Source organism: Desulforamulus ruminis DSM 2154, assembly GCF_000215085.1.
In the GTDB taxonomy this organism is placed as follows: domain Bacteria; phylum Bacillota; class Desulfotomaculia; order Desulfotomaculales; family Desulfotomaculaceae; genus Desulfotomaculum; species Desulfotomaculum ruminis.
Genome location: NC_015589.1, coordinates 1,489,474 through 1,502,632 on the forward strand (window position 1 = coordinate 1,489,474; position 13,159 = coordinate 1,502,632).

At 45.4% G+C, this 13,159-nt stretch carries 11 protein-coding genes; 7 read left to right on the forward strand and 4 right to left on the reverse strand.

Going from position 1 to position 13,159, the window contains the following annotated elements:
• The first annotated feature begins 2 nt into the window (after positions 1–2).
• The 5 genes from DESRU_RS07445 to deoC are packed head-to-tail and all read left to right on the forward strand — an operon-like array spanning position 3 to position 5,103.
• Positions 3–1,499 carry a sugar ABC transporter ATP-binding protein gene (locus tag DESRU_RS07445; protein ID WP_013841497.1) on the forward strand — a complete coding sequence of 499 codons (1,497 nt, stop codon included), beginning with the start codon at positions 3–5 and terminating at the stop codon, positions 1,497–1,499.
• 2 nt (positions 1,500–1,501) lie between these two features.
• Positions 1,502–2,491 carry an ABC transporter permease gene (locus DESRU_RS07450; RefSeq protein WP_013841498.1) on the forward strand — a complete coding sequence of 330 codons (990 nt, stop codon included), beginning with the start codon at positions 1,502–1,504 and terminating at the stop codon, positions 2,489–2,491.
• Positions 2,492–2,503: 12 nt separating this feature from the next.
• Positions 2,504–3,463: a substrate-binding domain-containing protein gene (locus tag DESRU_RS07455; protein WP_013841499.1), complete on the forward strand. Its 960-nt coding sequence runs from the start codon at positions 2,504–2,506 to the stop codon at positions 3,461–3,463.
• Between the two features lie 10 nt (positions 3,464–3,473).
• Positions 3,474–4,412 (forward strand): ribokinase, encoded by a 939-nt coding sequence (gene rbsK / locus DESRU_RS07460; protein ID WP_143758755.1) that lies wholly within the window; start codon positions 3,474–3,476, stop codon positions 4,410–4,412.
• 4 nt (positions 4,413–4,416) lie between these two features.
• A complete protein-coding gene (gene deoC / locus DESRU_RS07465; RefSeq protein ID WP_013841501.1) occupies positions 4,417–5,103 on the forward strand; it encodes a deoxyribose-phosphate aldolase in 687 nt (228 codons plus the stop codon).
• A 215-nt stretch (positions 5,104–5,318) separates the two neighbouring features.
• On the opposite strand, the gene DESRU_RS07470 is transcribed toward deoC, so the two are convergent.
• On the reverse strand, positions 5,319–6,053 hold the full coding sequence (locus tag DESRU_RS07470) for an ABC transporter permease (protein ID WP_013841502.1): 735 nt from the start codon (positions 6,051–6,053) through the stop codon (positions 5,319–5,321).
• Entirely contained in the window at positions 6,046–6,963 is a 918-nt protein-coding gene (locus DESRU_RS07475; protein ID WP_013841503.1) for an ABC transporter ATP-binding protein, read from the reverse strand. Before DESRU_RS07475 ends, DESRU_RS07470 begins: the two co-directional genes overlap by 8 nt.
• A gap of 173 nt (positions 6,964–7,136) precedes the next feature.
• On the opposite strand from DESRU_RS07475, the gene DESRU_RS07480 reads away from it, so the two are divergent.
• Together DESRU_RS07480 and DESRU_RS07485 are read left to right on the forward strand one after the other, a co-directional pair.
• Complete coding sequence (locus DESRU_RS07480; RefSeq protein ID WP_013841504.1) at positions 7,137–7,823, forward strand: response regulator transcription factor; 687 nt, start codon at positions 7,137–7,139, stop codon at positions 7,821–7,823.
• Positions 7,820–8,959, forward strand: a complete 1,140-nt coding sequence (locus tag DESRU_RS07485) for a HAMP domain-containing sensor histidine kinase (RefSeq protein ID WP_013841505.1) — start codon at positions 7,820–7,822, stop codon at positions 8,957–8,959. The genes DESRU_RS07480 and DESRU_RS07485 overlap by 4 nt, the downstream gene beginning before the upstream one ends.
• Positions 8,960–9,132: 173 nt before the next feature.
• On the opposite strand, the gene DESRU_RS07490 is transcribed toward DESRU_RS07485, so the two are convergent.
• Entirely contained in the window at positions 9,133–11,085 is a 1,953-nt protein-coding gene (locus DESRU_RS07490; protein WP_013841506.1) for a carbohydrate-binding domain-containing protein, read from the reverse strand.
• A 249-nt stretch (positions 11,086–11,334) separates the two neighbouring features.
• Entirely contained in the window at positions 11,335–13,143 is a 1,809-nt protein-coding gene (locus DESRU_RS07495) for a CotH kinase family protein (RefSeq protein ID WP_013841507.1), read from the reverse strand.
• Positions 13,144–13,159: the final 16 nt, after the last annotated feature.

Here is a 13,159-nt window from a genome sequence, read left to right on the forward strand (position 1 = left end):
CCTTGAATAAGACAGCTTTAAAAATGGTCGGGATCAGCAAATATTTCCCTGGTGTTAAGGCTTTGGATCAAGTGCATATAGAGGTTGCGGAGGGTGAAATACTTGCACTTTTAGGTGAAAACGGTGCCGGCAAATCAACATTAATGAAAGTGTTGGCCGGCGTTTACCAGCCGGATACAGGTGAAATATATATCCATGGCGACAGGACTAAAATTAATGGTCCCCGCTCTGCGCAGTCCCTGGGCATAAGTATCATCTATCAGGAATTCAACCTCATTCCCTATTTAAGTGTGGCTGAAAATATTTTTTTAGGGCGTGAGCCAAGGTTGGTAAAAGGCATACTGGATCTAAAACGCCTTTATAAAGATACTGAAGAGCTATTGCAAAGGGTTGGCTTAGAACGAATATCTCCAAAAACCTTGGTGGATGAATTAACCATTGCTGAACAGCAGTTGGTTGAAATTGCCAAAGCATTATCCTTTGCCTCTAACCTTATTATCATGGATGAACCCACCGCAGCCCTGAATGATGAAGATACGGATCGGTTATTAGGCATCATGGTCGGACTCAAGGAGCAGGGGAAGGCGATTATTTTTATTACACACAGGTTAGAGGAAGTAGAAAAGGTTGCCGACCGCATAACCGTCTTAAGGGACGGCCAATATATAGGCTCTGAGAGTACAAAGAGTATCTCTACAGACGATATGGTTCGTATGATGGTGGGCCGGGATATCAAAGACCTGTATCCTGTTCGGAATCATAAAATTGGTTCTCCTGTGCTTAAGGTAAATCATTTAAGTGTAAGGGATAAGCTAGAAGACATTACTTTTACTTTGCATGAAGGGGAAATTCTAGGGATAGGCGGCTTAATGGGTTCCGGCAGCAAAATTCTCTCTAAGGCCTTATTTGGGATTTACCAATGCAGCGGTGGAACCATTGAGGTTAAAAATCAGAACATTAAGACGATTAGAGACGCGATTGACGCCGGTATTGCATTAGTAACCGATGACAGGAAGAGTGAAGGACTTGTATTAACGATGTCTGTTTACGAGAATTTACTTCTTCCAACATTTTGTAAAATCTCCTTAATGGGTGTCTTAGTCAAAAGACTAAAGCAAAATCAAATTGTCAGTAACTGGGTGTCAAAACTCAGAATTAAGGTGCACAATCCTTTGGTGGAGGTTGGTACACTCAGTGGCGGTAATCAGCAAAAAGTAGTTCTGGGTAAATGGTTACAAATGAATCCCAAAATTTTGATTCTTCATGAACCTACCCGGGGCATTGACGTTGGTGCTAAAGCGGAAATTTATCAGTTAATGAAAAACCTTACAGAAGAGGGAATTGCCATTATTTTAATCTCCTCAGAAATGCCGGAGTTATTAGGCATGAGTCATCGGATTTTGGTGATGCACGAAGGAAGAATCACTGGCGAACTACCGATTCAAGAAGCTACCCAGGAAAAAATCTTTATCTATGCTACAGGAAGAGAGGTCGGCTGATAATGGGTGCTTTAGATACATCAGCAAAGGAAACCGCTAAAGGGAATACAAGTGCTCTTTATCTGATGAACAAATATCGAGTATTTTTGATCTTTATTATTATTTGCGGTGTCGCAGGTTTGCTCTCGGAGGTTTTTTTTACCGTTAACAACATGCTGAATGTTGCCAGACAGGTTTCGATAACAGCCATTGTGGCTGCCGGTATGACCTTAGTTATCTTGATTGCCGGGATAGATCTATCCGTGGGTTCCGTTTTAGCCTTTACCGGAGCCATTATCGCGGGCATGTTGTCTGCTAAGGTAGCGTTGCCGGTAGCGATTCTCTGTGCCTTGCTGGTAGGCTTGCTTTTTGGCTTTGTTAACGGTTTCTTTGTGACGAAGATGGGGGTTCCTGCTTTTATTGCTACCCTTGCTCTCATGGTTATCGCCCGGGGTATGACCTTGGTATACACCAAGGGATATCCATTAGTGGTTAGTGAAACTTCCTTTAGTATTATTGGCAATGGAAAGATTTGGGGCGTTCCGCTGCCCATTCTTCTAATGATACTTATTTATGCCTTGATGTATTGGGTTTTACGTTATACAAGCTTTGGACGCTATATTTATGCCATTGGCGGCAATGAAGAGGCATCCCGCTTATCCGGTATTGCTGTTGACCGTATTAAAATCGCTGTCTATGGAATAGCGGGTCTTTTCTCTGCCCTATCCGCTACGATCTATACTTCACGACTAATGTCCGCACAACCCACAGCCGGAGTAGGGATAGAGTTAGATGCTATAGCTGCGGTAATTATCGGAGGAACGAGTTTATCCGGTGGAAGAGGGGGGATCGTAGGAACTTTATTCGGTGCTTTGATTATGGGAGTTTTAGATAACGTTTTAAATTTAATGAATGTTTCCCCGTTCTATCAAAGCATTGCCAAAGGTCTGGTTATTCTGGTGGCGGTTGTGGTAGACAGTAAGTTTTCCAAGTTGAAAGTACAAAAATATTAAGGAGGAAGAGGCGTGAAAAAGAAAATTTGTGCAATTCTTGCCGGTGTATTTCTAATGGCAATTGCCTTAAACGGTTGTGGAAGCAAAGAAGCACCTGAAACAGAGGGCTCTAAGCAAGAAAGTAAAAAGCTAAAAGTGGGTCTTTCCATGAATACCCTTAACAACCCCTTCTTTGTCGCCGTTAAGGAAGGAGCAGAAGCGCAAGCAAAGGAAAGCGGGATTGAATTAATTGTTTCCGATGCCCAGAACAATCCCAGTCAGCAATTGGCAGATGTTGAAAACCTGATTTCCCAGAAACCGGACGTGTTAATCCTGGATCCTGCCGACAGCGACGCCATTGTGCAGGCTGTTAAAAAAGCCAACGAGGCTAAGATTGCAGTATTTACCATTGACCGCCAAGCTAACGGTGGCGAAGTCTTAACCCATATTGGCTTCGACGCCATTAAATCGGGTAACATTGCCGGCGAATATCTGGCCAAAGCTTTAAATGGCAAAGGGAAGGTTGTTGAGATTCAAGGCATCTTAGGTACTAACGTAGCGCAAGACAGAAGTAAGGGCTTTAACGAAGCAATTGCCAAATATCCGGATATCGAGATTATTGCTAAGCAAAGTGCCAATTTTGACCGTGGCCAGGCCTTAAATGTGATGGAAAACATTCTGCAGGCAAACCCTGAAATTGATGGCATTTATGCTGCCAACGATGAAATGGTAATGGGCGCACTTTCGGCAGTTGAAGCAGCCGGCCGTCTGGATAAAATTAACATGATCGGTTGCGATGCCATTGACCCCGCCCTGGAAGCGATCAAACAGGGAAAATTGGAGGCTACCATCGCAGAACCTCCTTTCTTCCTCGGTAAAGAAGCGATCATAACCGCTGAAAAAATTGCCAAAGGTGAAAGCGTTGAGGAGTCGGTTATTCTTCCCTCTAATCTAGTGACCAAGGAAAACATCGATCAAATCAAGACCCGCTAATATATACGAGGTGGTACAATTGGGAACTGTAACTGTAGTAGGAAGCTATGTTGTAGATTTAATGAGCAGAACTCCTCATATGCCTAAGGTTGGAGAGACCGTCCTGGGAGGCCCTTTCCGCATGGGGCCTGGCGGCAAGGGGGGAAATCAAGCTGTAGCTGCGGCAAGGCAGGGATCGCAAGTCACCATGGTGACCAAAGTCGGCAAGGATGATTTTGGTGTCATTGCCCGGCAGAACTTTAAAAGAGAAAATATTGATACTTCCTATGTCCTGGTTGATAATGTAGAATCAACAGGAGCGGCCTTAATCGCAGTGGATAACAACGGGGATAATATGATTGTGGTGGCCTTGGGAGCCTGCGGCAAGTTATCGGCGGAGGATGTTGCACAGACGGAGGAAGCCATCAAGAATTCCTCCATTGTCTTAGTACAGTTGGAAACAAACATTGAGGCAGTACAAAAAACGGCTGAGATTACCAAAAGGCATAATATCCCCCTGATATTGAATCCGGCGCCATATCAAGAATTTCCCCGGGAGATTTTAAAAGCGGTAGCCTATATAACACCCAATGAAACAGAGGCAACCTTATTAACCGGTGTGAAAGTAACGGATGAAGGAAGTGCGCTTCAAGCGGCCAAAGTAATGTATGAGCTCGGCGTTCCCAATGTTATTATCACGCTGGGAGAAAAGGGCTGCTACTATTACAACGGCGGGGAAAAAGGTATTCTTTACCAGGGCTTCAAAGTTCAAGCCGTTGATACCACCGGCGCCGGTGACGCCTTTAATGGTGGTTTGGCCCATGCTCTGGCTGAAGGGAAAAACCTTGAAGAAGCCATCAAATATGCTAATGCAGTGGCTGCCCTTTCAGTGACGAAAGTAGGTACAGCACCGGCTATGCCCAGTAAACAAGAGGTTGCAGATTTTTTAAAGTACTTTGCAAAGGATTGAGTTTATGACTGTTCATCTAGCCTCTATGATTGACCATACGGTACTAAAGTCGAGCACCACCGTGGAACAAATTCATCGTCTCTGTGCTGAAGCAGAGGAATTTGGGTTTGCCTCGGTCTGTGTCAATCCTTGCTATGTTCCCTTGGCGGCAGATTTACTAAAGGATTCTAAGGTAAAGGTTTGCACTGTCATTGGCTTTCCCTTGGGGGCGAATACCACGGCCACCAAAATATTTGAGGCCAAAGATGCCATCCAACTGGGAGCAGATGAGCTCGATTATGTGGTCAATATAAGTGATGTACTCAATAACAGATTTGACCGGATCAAAAAGGAAATGGAAGAATTTGTGCAAGTACGCAGCACTGCTTCCAAGCCGGTGATGATAAAAATCATTTTAGAAACCTGTTACCTCACCGATGAACAAATCAAGAGATTATGTGAGTTGGCCAAGGAGAGCGGTCTGGATTTTGTTAAAACTTCTACCGGATTTGGAACAGGCGGAGCTACAGCCGCCCACGTTCAATTAATGCGTGAAACGGTTGGCCCTAATGTTGGCGTAAAGGCTTCCGGGGGAATTCGCAATTACCAGGACGCTATGACCATGGTAGAGGCCGGGGCCAATAGAATTGGCGCCAGCTCGGGGATTGCCATCGTAACCCAGAAAGCCTCAGGTGAGAATAAGGGTTATTAAGTATTAAAAAATCATAGAATCATGAATAGACTCAGGGGTGTATAAAAGAAACCCCTGAGTCTATTTTATTTATATCCCAATATAAGAATCTTTCTTTTTAGATTTTTATAAAAATGCAAACGCAAAGGCCAAAGCCAGATCATAATGAACTTACTGGGGTGGGAGGATTGCCGCTAATTGCACCGGCCTTCCACCGGGTTTTCTTTCCATGCTATTTAGTGAATGTTTTGATTTACATATTCTCTAAGACATAACAGCATTGATAGGGCAAAAATAGGAAGAAGCACGCTCCAAACAAAGGGTATGGAAGCTCTCCAGCCAATGGCATTCAATAAATAAAATACAGGTATCGAGGTAGGTACCAATGGACCATAAGTCGGAGATACTAAAGCGGCAAAATTCAAGAGAGTGAAACCCGTTGCTCCAACCAACGGCGGAATAAAGTGACGGGTTTTTATCCCAATATAAGCGAAAACGGGAATGAAACATAGTACCATGATGCCGGTAATTAGCGAAAGGGAACTAAGTCTAAGCAGGGTTTCGAAGGTTAAAGGGACACTGAGCATCAGCCGGCCTCCTATAAGCGTAAAAACCAGGCAGACAACAATTAACATTAGCAGGGTACCGAGTACGGTGAACATTTTGGCTAGGAGTATCTTGGCACGGCTTTCCGGAAGGGTAAACAAGTTGATAATTGTCCGGTCCTGATATTCTTGAACAAAAGCATAGGCGCTCAGGGCCCCAAACAAAATGGGAAAAAGCAGTGATAGGTTGACTTGCAGGGCCACGGCAAAGAAACTGTCCCAATCCGCCGGAAGATTGCTGCCGTGCTGTTTGGAGTAAGCGGATACAGAAGCTACAAAAGGACCAATTAATGTAGTCGCTATCGCTCCCAATAAAATTTTGGATCTTTTCCATTTCATAAATTCAAGACGTATCATTTTAAACATGATCCTTGCCCCCCGTTAATCGCATAAATCTGTCTTCTAAAGTTTCGCTATATAGTGACAGATGGCTAATATCGATGCCATTCTCGATAAGTATTCGATTGACAATCTCCGGCTGTATCTTAACATCGGGAATTTGAATAAGCCCATCCATTACTTGGCACCGGGTATTGAATTTGGAATTTAATAATTGGACAGCGCCTGTTTGATTGGAGGCTTTTAGTGCAATGAAATGTTTGCTTTCTTTCTTAAATTGTTCCAGTGTGAATTCATCTACCAGCTTACCCTCGTGGATAATTGCCACTTTAGATGAGATCTGCTCCACTTCGGAAAGAATATGACTGGAAAAAAGTATGGTGATGCCTTTTTCTCTATTAAGTTTCTTGATCATTTCCCTGATCTCCTGAATTCCTGCGGGGTCCAATCCGTTGGTTGGTTCGTCAAGGATCATCAGTTCCGGCTCATGAAGTAAGGCTCTGGCTAAACCCAGCCGCTGCTTCATTCCCAGTGAAAATTCCCTGGTTAGTCGATTCGCCGCCTCTTTTAGGTCAAAGAGTTCAAGCATTTCATTCACTTTCCTGGTAGATAGATTCCTCATTTTAGCGCAGTATAAAAGATTCTCCCGGGCCGTTAAGTTCAAATAAAAGCCAGGATATTCAATGGTAGCCGCCATGCGTTTAAAAAGATCCGCTTTTAATTCTTTGTTTGTTTTGCCAAACAGCCGTATCTCACCGGAGGTAGGGCGGATTAAATTCATAATCATGCGAATCGTTGTTGTTTTTCCTGCACCATTTCTGCCCAAGAAACCAAAGATCGCACCGGGTGCTACCTGAATATTAAGGTTTTGAACCGCCCAGTGATCATCGTATCGCTTACTTAGATTGGATAAAGATAAAATTGCTTGTTGCGACATATTTTCTCCTCCTCCTATGATTCAATGAATTGATTTGTGCAGTATACTCAATAAAAATTAAAAACCAATCGTAGAAAATCTTAAGAATCCTTAAGGTTTTACCGGAGAGGTTTATTGCCATTTGACTTTAGGTTAAAATAAAACGAATGCTGGAATAGGGAAGGTAAAGTTTGATGGAGGGTAAGGTATTAATTATTGATGATGATCAAAAAATCCGGAGATTGATCTCCATCTATCTGGAGAATGAAGGTTTTAAAACCGTACAAGTCAAGGACGCCCAAGAGGGGATGCAAGTTTTGCAGAACGAACTAATTGACATCATCCTTCTGGATGTTATGCTGCCTGATATGGATGGCATTGAAGCGTGCCTCAAAATAAGAGAAAACTTAAATATGCCCATTATCATGGTATCGGCAAAATCGGAGGATATGGATAAACTTCAGGGGATTACCTGTGGCGCTGATGATTATATAACGAAACCATTTAACCCCATGGAATTGATTGTCAGGGTCAAATCCCAACTCAGAAGATATAAGAGATACAATAAAGCGGAACTTAAACAAACAAATGTGATCGAGATTGGAGATTTAAGCATAAAAACCGACACACGGCAAGTATGGGTTGCTGATAAGGAAATCCGGCTTACGCCCAAAGAGTTTGATATCCTGGAATTACTGGCCCGCAATAAAGGGATCGTGTTAAATACAAGCAAGATTTATGAGGCGGTGTGGAGGGAGGATTTTTTCAAATCCGATAACACAGTGATGGTTCATATAACCAAAATCAGAGAAAAGATTGAATCAGATCCTAAAAAACCCCTGTACATCAAAACTGTTTGGGGGGTCGGTTACAAGATATGAAAGGGATTGCCCTGAAAAATAACATTGCCGTAAAATTGCTGGCGTTAATCGTTCTTAGCTTAGTGGTCTCAACCCTGACATTCTTGTTTTTAGGCCATCATTTCTCATTTCAATTTTGGACCGATCCAAGCCATTATGCAGGAAATTTGGTTATGAAATATAACAGCATCATCCTGTTGATTTTTTTGATAAGCATAGGCATTTTTATAGGGATCTTTATCTTTCCTGTGAATAAAAAGCTTACTTATATCAAATACCTCACCAATCAAGTAAGCAGAATATCGGAAGTCCATGAATTGGGTCTTGCGGTTGAGATCAAAGGGAATGATGAGTTAGCGCAATTAGCTTTGAGTATTAATGCAATGTCAAGGGAACTGCAAAGAAAATTTGAACGCGAAAGGGAAAATGAAAAGACAAAAAACGAGCTGATCACCAATCTATCTCACGATCTGAGAAGCCCGCTTACTTCAATTATTGGGTATATTGATTTAATTAAAAGGAACAAATTTAACCATGAAGACGAATTGACCGAGTACATTGATACCATCTACCATAAATCGCAAAACCTGAAAAAATTACTGGATGAGTTGTTTGAATATACTAAACTGTCTAATCCGGGAATAAGGCTTGATTACCAGGAAATCGAGTTGGGCGGCCTGCTGGAGCAAATGATCGGGGAGTACTTGCCGATCTTTGAAAGAGAAGGATTAGCACTACAAAAAGATTTTCCCCGGGAAGATATTGAAATTGATTTAGATGTAGAGCAAATGGTAAGGGTTTTTACGAATCTTTTAGAAAACGCCAGAAAATACAGCATTAAGCCTTCGGAAGTACGGGTATCGCTGAATAAAGCCCCGGACCATGTGCGGATATCATTCATCAATGGGGTTAAGAAGTTGCCTGCGCAACAACCGGAGAAACTGTTTGAGAGGTTTTATAAAGAGGATTCTTCCCGAACAGAGGAAAGTGGCTCCGGGTTGGGACTGGCTATTGCCCAAAAAATTGTTGAGTTACATAAAGGCAGCATTGGAGTGGAATATTTGGCCAATGAGATTGAGTTTGTAATTGAATTACCCCTATCGCAGTATAGCGGGTTCACGCTTTCTGGCAGCAGCCGGTTTGAGCATGAATTTTAGAAGATAATGCTGGATATTCAAACTTGTAATTTGACATTTCTTCAGGAAAGACACGTTTTTCATATATCCTGCCATAGATAAGTAAAGGCTGCCTCACAACGTAGGGTTGTGAGGCAGCCTTTGTCAAATGAATGTGAATCTATCGTAAAAACCAAAGATAGATCATAATAAACTTACTGAGTGGAGGGATTGCCGCCATTGGGCATCGGCCTTCCGCCGGGTCTTTTTTCCATGCCTCCGCCGCCGGGACCAGGCATGCCGCCCATGCGGCCGCTAACCTGGGAACCGTCGTCTGAGATGGCGGTAACTGTTCCGGAAATCGTCACATCGGTCAACTTGACGCCGGAGGAATAGGCGCCTCTGGTATAAAGTCCGTCGCTCAGGTTACCGCTGCAGCTTCCACCGGAGGAAAGGGTGTAGGTTTTGCCCTGCTTCAGATCCGGGGTGCTGATCACGATGGACTGATAATCTTTGGCCGGGGAGAAGGTCAGAATGGACTTGCCGCTTTCATCTGCAAGGTTTACCAGGGTCCCGGCTTTCTGGATGGAGGAGTAATAAACAGTCAGGGAGTTCTGGGTGGAGGTGTTTCCGGGAGCCTGCGCCATACCGGAACTGCCGGCGATGGCAAGAGTCCCTCCGGTAACCTCGCAGGTACCGTCGTAGTCCATAGCACCGTTTCCATTGCTGGTAGGACCGTTCACCAGTACGGTGCCGCCGTTGAAATAAAGCTTGCCGTTGGAGTCGATGCCGTCTCCGGAGGCATCAACGGCCACATAGCCGCCGGTGATGCGGATGAAATAATTTTCATTGGCGCTGAAGTTATTCTGTCCCGGCCTGCCGCCAAGGGAGGATCCATCGTTGCCTCCGGCTGCGTTCAACCCGTCGTCCCGGGCGGTCAGACGGATGGTTCCGCCGTTCACGGTGATCGACGCGCCTTCCAGGCCTTCATAACATTTGCTGATAAGGATGGAACCATCGTCTACCGTCAGGGCGGAATCGGCATGGATGCCGTCATCCCCGGAGGTAATGGCAAATTCTCCGGATTTGATGACAAGGTTGCCGTTTGAATGCACTGCATCATCCGAGGAGTCGATGGCAAAAACTCCGCCGGTAATGAGAATGCCGGTTCCCGCTTTGACGCCCTTGGCAGAGACGGTGTCCTCGGCGACGTTATTTTCTTTCGCAATAGTTTCCCACTGACCCCGGCCGGGACGGGTCTCGCCGTTACTGCGGGTGCTGGCATTGGCGCTGCCGCCGCCGGTGGTGAGAGTGAATTCCCCGGCAGTGACCTGCAGCAGTGTTTCCGCCTGAATGCCGTCATTGCCCGCTGTAATGGTGAACTGGCCGCCGTCCAGGGAAATCCAGCCTTTTGTCCCGTCTTCGTCATTATTGGATTGAATAGCGTCTTCCCCGGCTTCAATGTTAAAGGTGCCGTCGTGAATGGCAATGGAATCCCGGCCGCGCAACCCGTCCTTGGCGGCTGTAATGTCCAGGGTGCCGCCGGTAATGATCAAGTTGTCCTTGGTACCAATGCCGTTGTTGAAATTGCCCTTGACCTTCAGAGAACCGGAACCGTTGATGGTCAGGTCGTCCTGGCTAAAAATAGCCGCGTCCGGTTCATCCTCTCCTTCAGCATAGGTGTAAGCGGTGCCGTCCTCCACGGTGTTCTTAGTACCATCGGCCAGGGTCAGGATCATTTTGTCCGCTTGTTTGGAATAAATCGGCGCACTGTCGGAGCAGGACAAATTGGCACCGTTGAGCACCAGCCTTACGGTATCGTCTTTCCCCGCGTCAACCACGATCTGGCCATCGGTCAAGGTGCCGTTAAACACATAGGTACCGGCGGCGGAGATGGTGAGAATACGGTCTTCGGCGGCAGCCCCCGTACCGTCTACGGCAAAGGAACTGCCCTTTAAGGTGATGGTCGTTGCGGTGGATGCATCCCAACTGCCGTCCAGATCCTCACGACTGTATTCCACTGCGATGGGGTTGATTTCGGTTGCAGAATCCGTCACGGCAGCAGGGGATGAAACTGTATCCACGGCAGCCGCGCAGCCCGTAAATCCGGCGATTGTCATCAGAGCGGCAAGCAGCAGCGACAAATATCTCAAGGCCCTGTTTTTCATTTTATCATTCCTCCTTATCTCGAATGGCAGACCGCCCGCAAACAATCTTAGATTTCCGTTGCGATCGCGCAGTCCATATTGTGGTTTTTACTTGATCAATCCGTCTTTTTTAAGTGACAGAGAGGGAAGATCCCTTTTGTCATTTAAACTGAATTGCCCATAACAAAAGGGTTGCCGGCATAGGCCTACAGCCCTTTTGTCGTTTATCATCTACAACCTAAAAGAATGCTTTGGAAGTAAACGCAAGCTTTAGTGAGTTGCACGGCTTCCCTGAGACATTTTGAGCATTTGTGTGATTTGCTCGTCACTAATCCCCAAATCCAAAAGCTTTGTTCGCTGATCTTCGGTCAATTGACCATTTTCCGCCGACTGGATGATTTCCATGGCCGAGCGCAGCGCCTCTTGATTTATGCCTTCAGGTATTATGCCGCCTCCCGTAGGCTGACCATTGGGGGCTCCGCCGCCCTGGGTCCCCATAGCGGAAAGATTCACTGTAGAAGCGTCAACTAGTTTACCGGGATCAGCCTTCTGCCCTTCGGTTGTCGATGGGATGGTACCGCCAAGCTGCCCTTGAATGCTTTGGCTTCTTAGGGTACCAAATTTTTTCAGCTCTACCATTGCTTTCTGATATTCTTCATAGCTGTAACTAGCGGAGGGGTCATTTTTTATATGCTCCGAGATGAGTGTGTTAACCTCATCAACTTTCTGCTCAAATTTGTCATTTGCAAAGTAACCTTCTATAATTTCCTGCAAATATTCATGGTATTTTTCCAAATATTCCGGGACCTCCAGCAGTTTGCCCAACAAAGGACGCTCATCCATACTCACTCCTGAAACCGGAGTGTCAATGGGGAAGTTTACCACGTCCCTTGCGTTGCGGGATTGGAACGCGCCAAAAGCGAGATTATAGTCCCACGGCAGCATACTGATCCGGCCGTCATTCTCATAAAGCAGATAATTATGCCCCATATTGGAGATATAGCTGTCCAAATTGACAACCACGGTGTGGGCTGCAAAGTATCTAAGCGTGGCGTCAACATCTACGTATTTTTCTAAATCCTTTCCTTCATTTAATCCTTTCAATGCGGCAATGACTCTTTGGTGATCTTTTGTATCGGTCTTGGTTTTGGCGTTGTCAAAGATGGCGGAGTAGCTGGATTCGTTATCGTCGGTATACACAAGGGAGACGCCATTGCCGGCCATATTGGGCATGCCGCCGCGACCAGCACCCGGTCCGTCGTTTCTTCTACCCGTTTCGCTTTCTTCTCCAACCGGACCGCTGGGAGGCGTTGGAGGCATTTTATCTGCGTTGCCTGCACCGGCCTGCGGTAACTTTTCAGTGCCGTCTGATGCAACCGGCGCAAAACGTCTAGATTCTCCCTCTTTTTGTCCGCCGTAATTATCCGGCTGTCCACCGCCCATGTCGTTATCCGGTTTGTAGAGTTCACCATCGTCATTCTTGGCACGTTCCTTATAGCTTCCGTCCAAATCTTCAATGGCCAGATAGAATCCCCAGTTTTTACCATTTACCCTTATGTCGGCGTATGCGAACAGCGGTGCATCGACACCGATATACCTCATAATGTCGTAGCTCAGATATTCCTTCATTGATGTTGCATCGGCATAATTGCCATTAAGTACAAGCTTGTCAAGCCCCATCCAGGTTTGCCCGTCCACATATTCGTCAAATTTAATTTTAAAGCTATAACGGTCTGTGGTTTCGTCACGGGCGATACTCGATAAGCTGGAATTGCCTTTGGCACGAATACCTGCATTCTTAATCAGTGTGCCATTTATGGTCACGTCCGCTTGGATGTATTCCTTATCGGTTGCGTTATCCAACAAATACTGCCAATCGCTGTCATTGACGGATATTTCAATTGTCATAATTTTTGTTTGGTCAATTTCATCAGCGTAAGAAAGGGCGGCTGCTGCTCCAACCGCTTCACTGGAAGCAGCTTCCGCCCATTTTGGAGTTTGCCATGGGAAGCCCAATGCAGTTATGCTGCATAGGCATAGCAATAAAGGAACAAACGCAAACAGAATGATTTTTTTCATGATTGCCTCCCTATAC

Excerpts from the sequence above, each read along its gene's own strand:
- DESRU_RS07490 (WP_013841506.1), bottom strand. The coding sequence starts at position 11,085 with ATGAAAAACAGGGCCTTGAGATATTTGTCGCTGCTGCTTGCCGCTCTG.
- DESRU_RS07450 (WP_013841498.1), top strand. The coding sequence starts at position 1,502 with ATGGGTGCTTTAGATACATCAGCAAAGGAAACCGCTAAAGGGAATACA.
- DESRU_RS07470 (WP_013841502.1), bottom strand. The coding sequence starts at position 6,053 with ATGTTTAAAATGATACGTCTTGAATTTATGAAATGGAAAAGATCCAAA.
- DESRU_RS07480 (WP_013841504.1), top strand. The coding sequence starts at position 7,137 with ATGGAGGGTAAGGTATTAATTATTGATGATGATCAAAAAATCCGGAGA.
- DESRU_RS07495 (WP_013841507.1), bottom strand. The coding sequence starts at position 13,143 with ATGAAAAAAATCATTCTGTTTGCGTTTGTTCCTTTATTGCTATGCCTA.
- DESRU_RS07485 (WP_013841505.1), top strand. The coding sequence starts at position 7,820 with ATGAAAGGGATTGCCCTGAAAAATAACATTGCCGTAAAATTGCTGGCG.
- DESRU_RS07475 (WP_013841503.1), bottom strand. The coding sequence starts at position 6,963 with ATGTCGCAACAAGCAATTTTATCTTTATCCAATCTAAGTAAGCGATAC.
- deoC (WP_013841501.1), top strand. The coding sequence starts at position 4,417 with ATGACTGTTCATCTAGCCTCTATGATTGACCATACGGTACTAAAGTCG.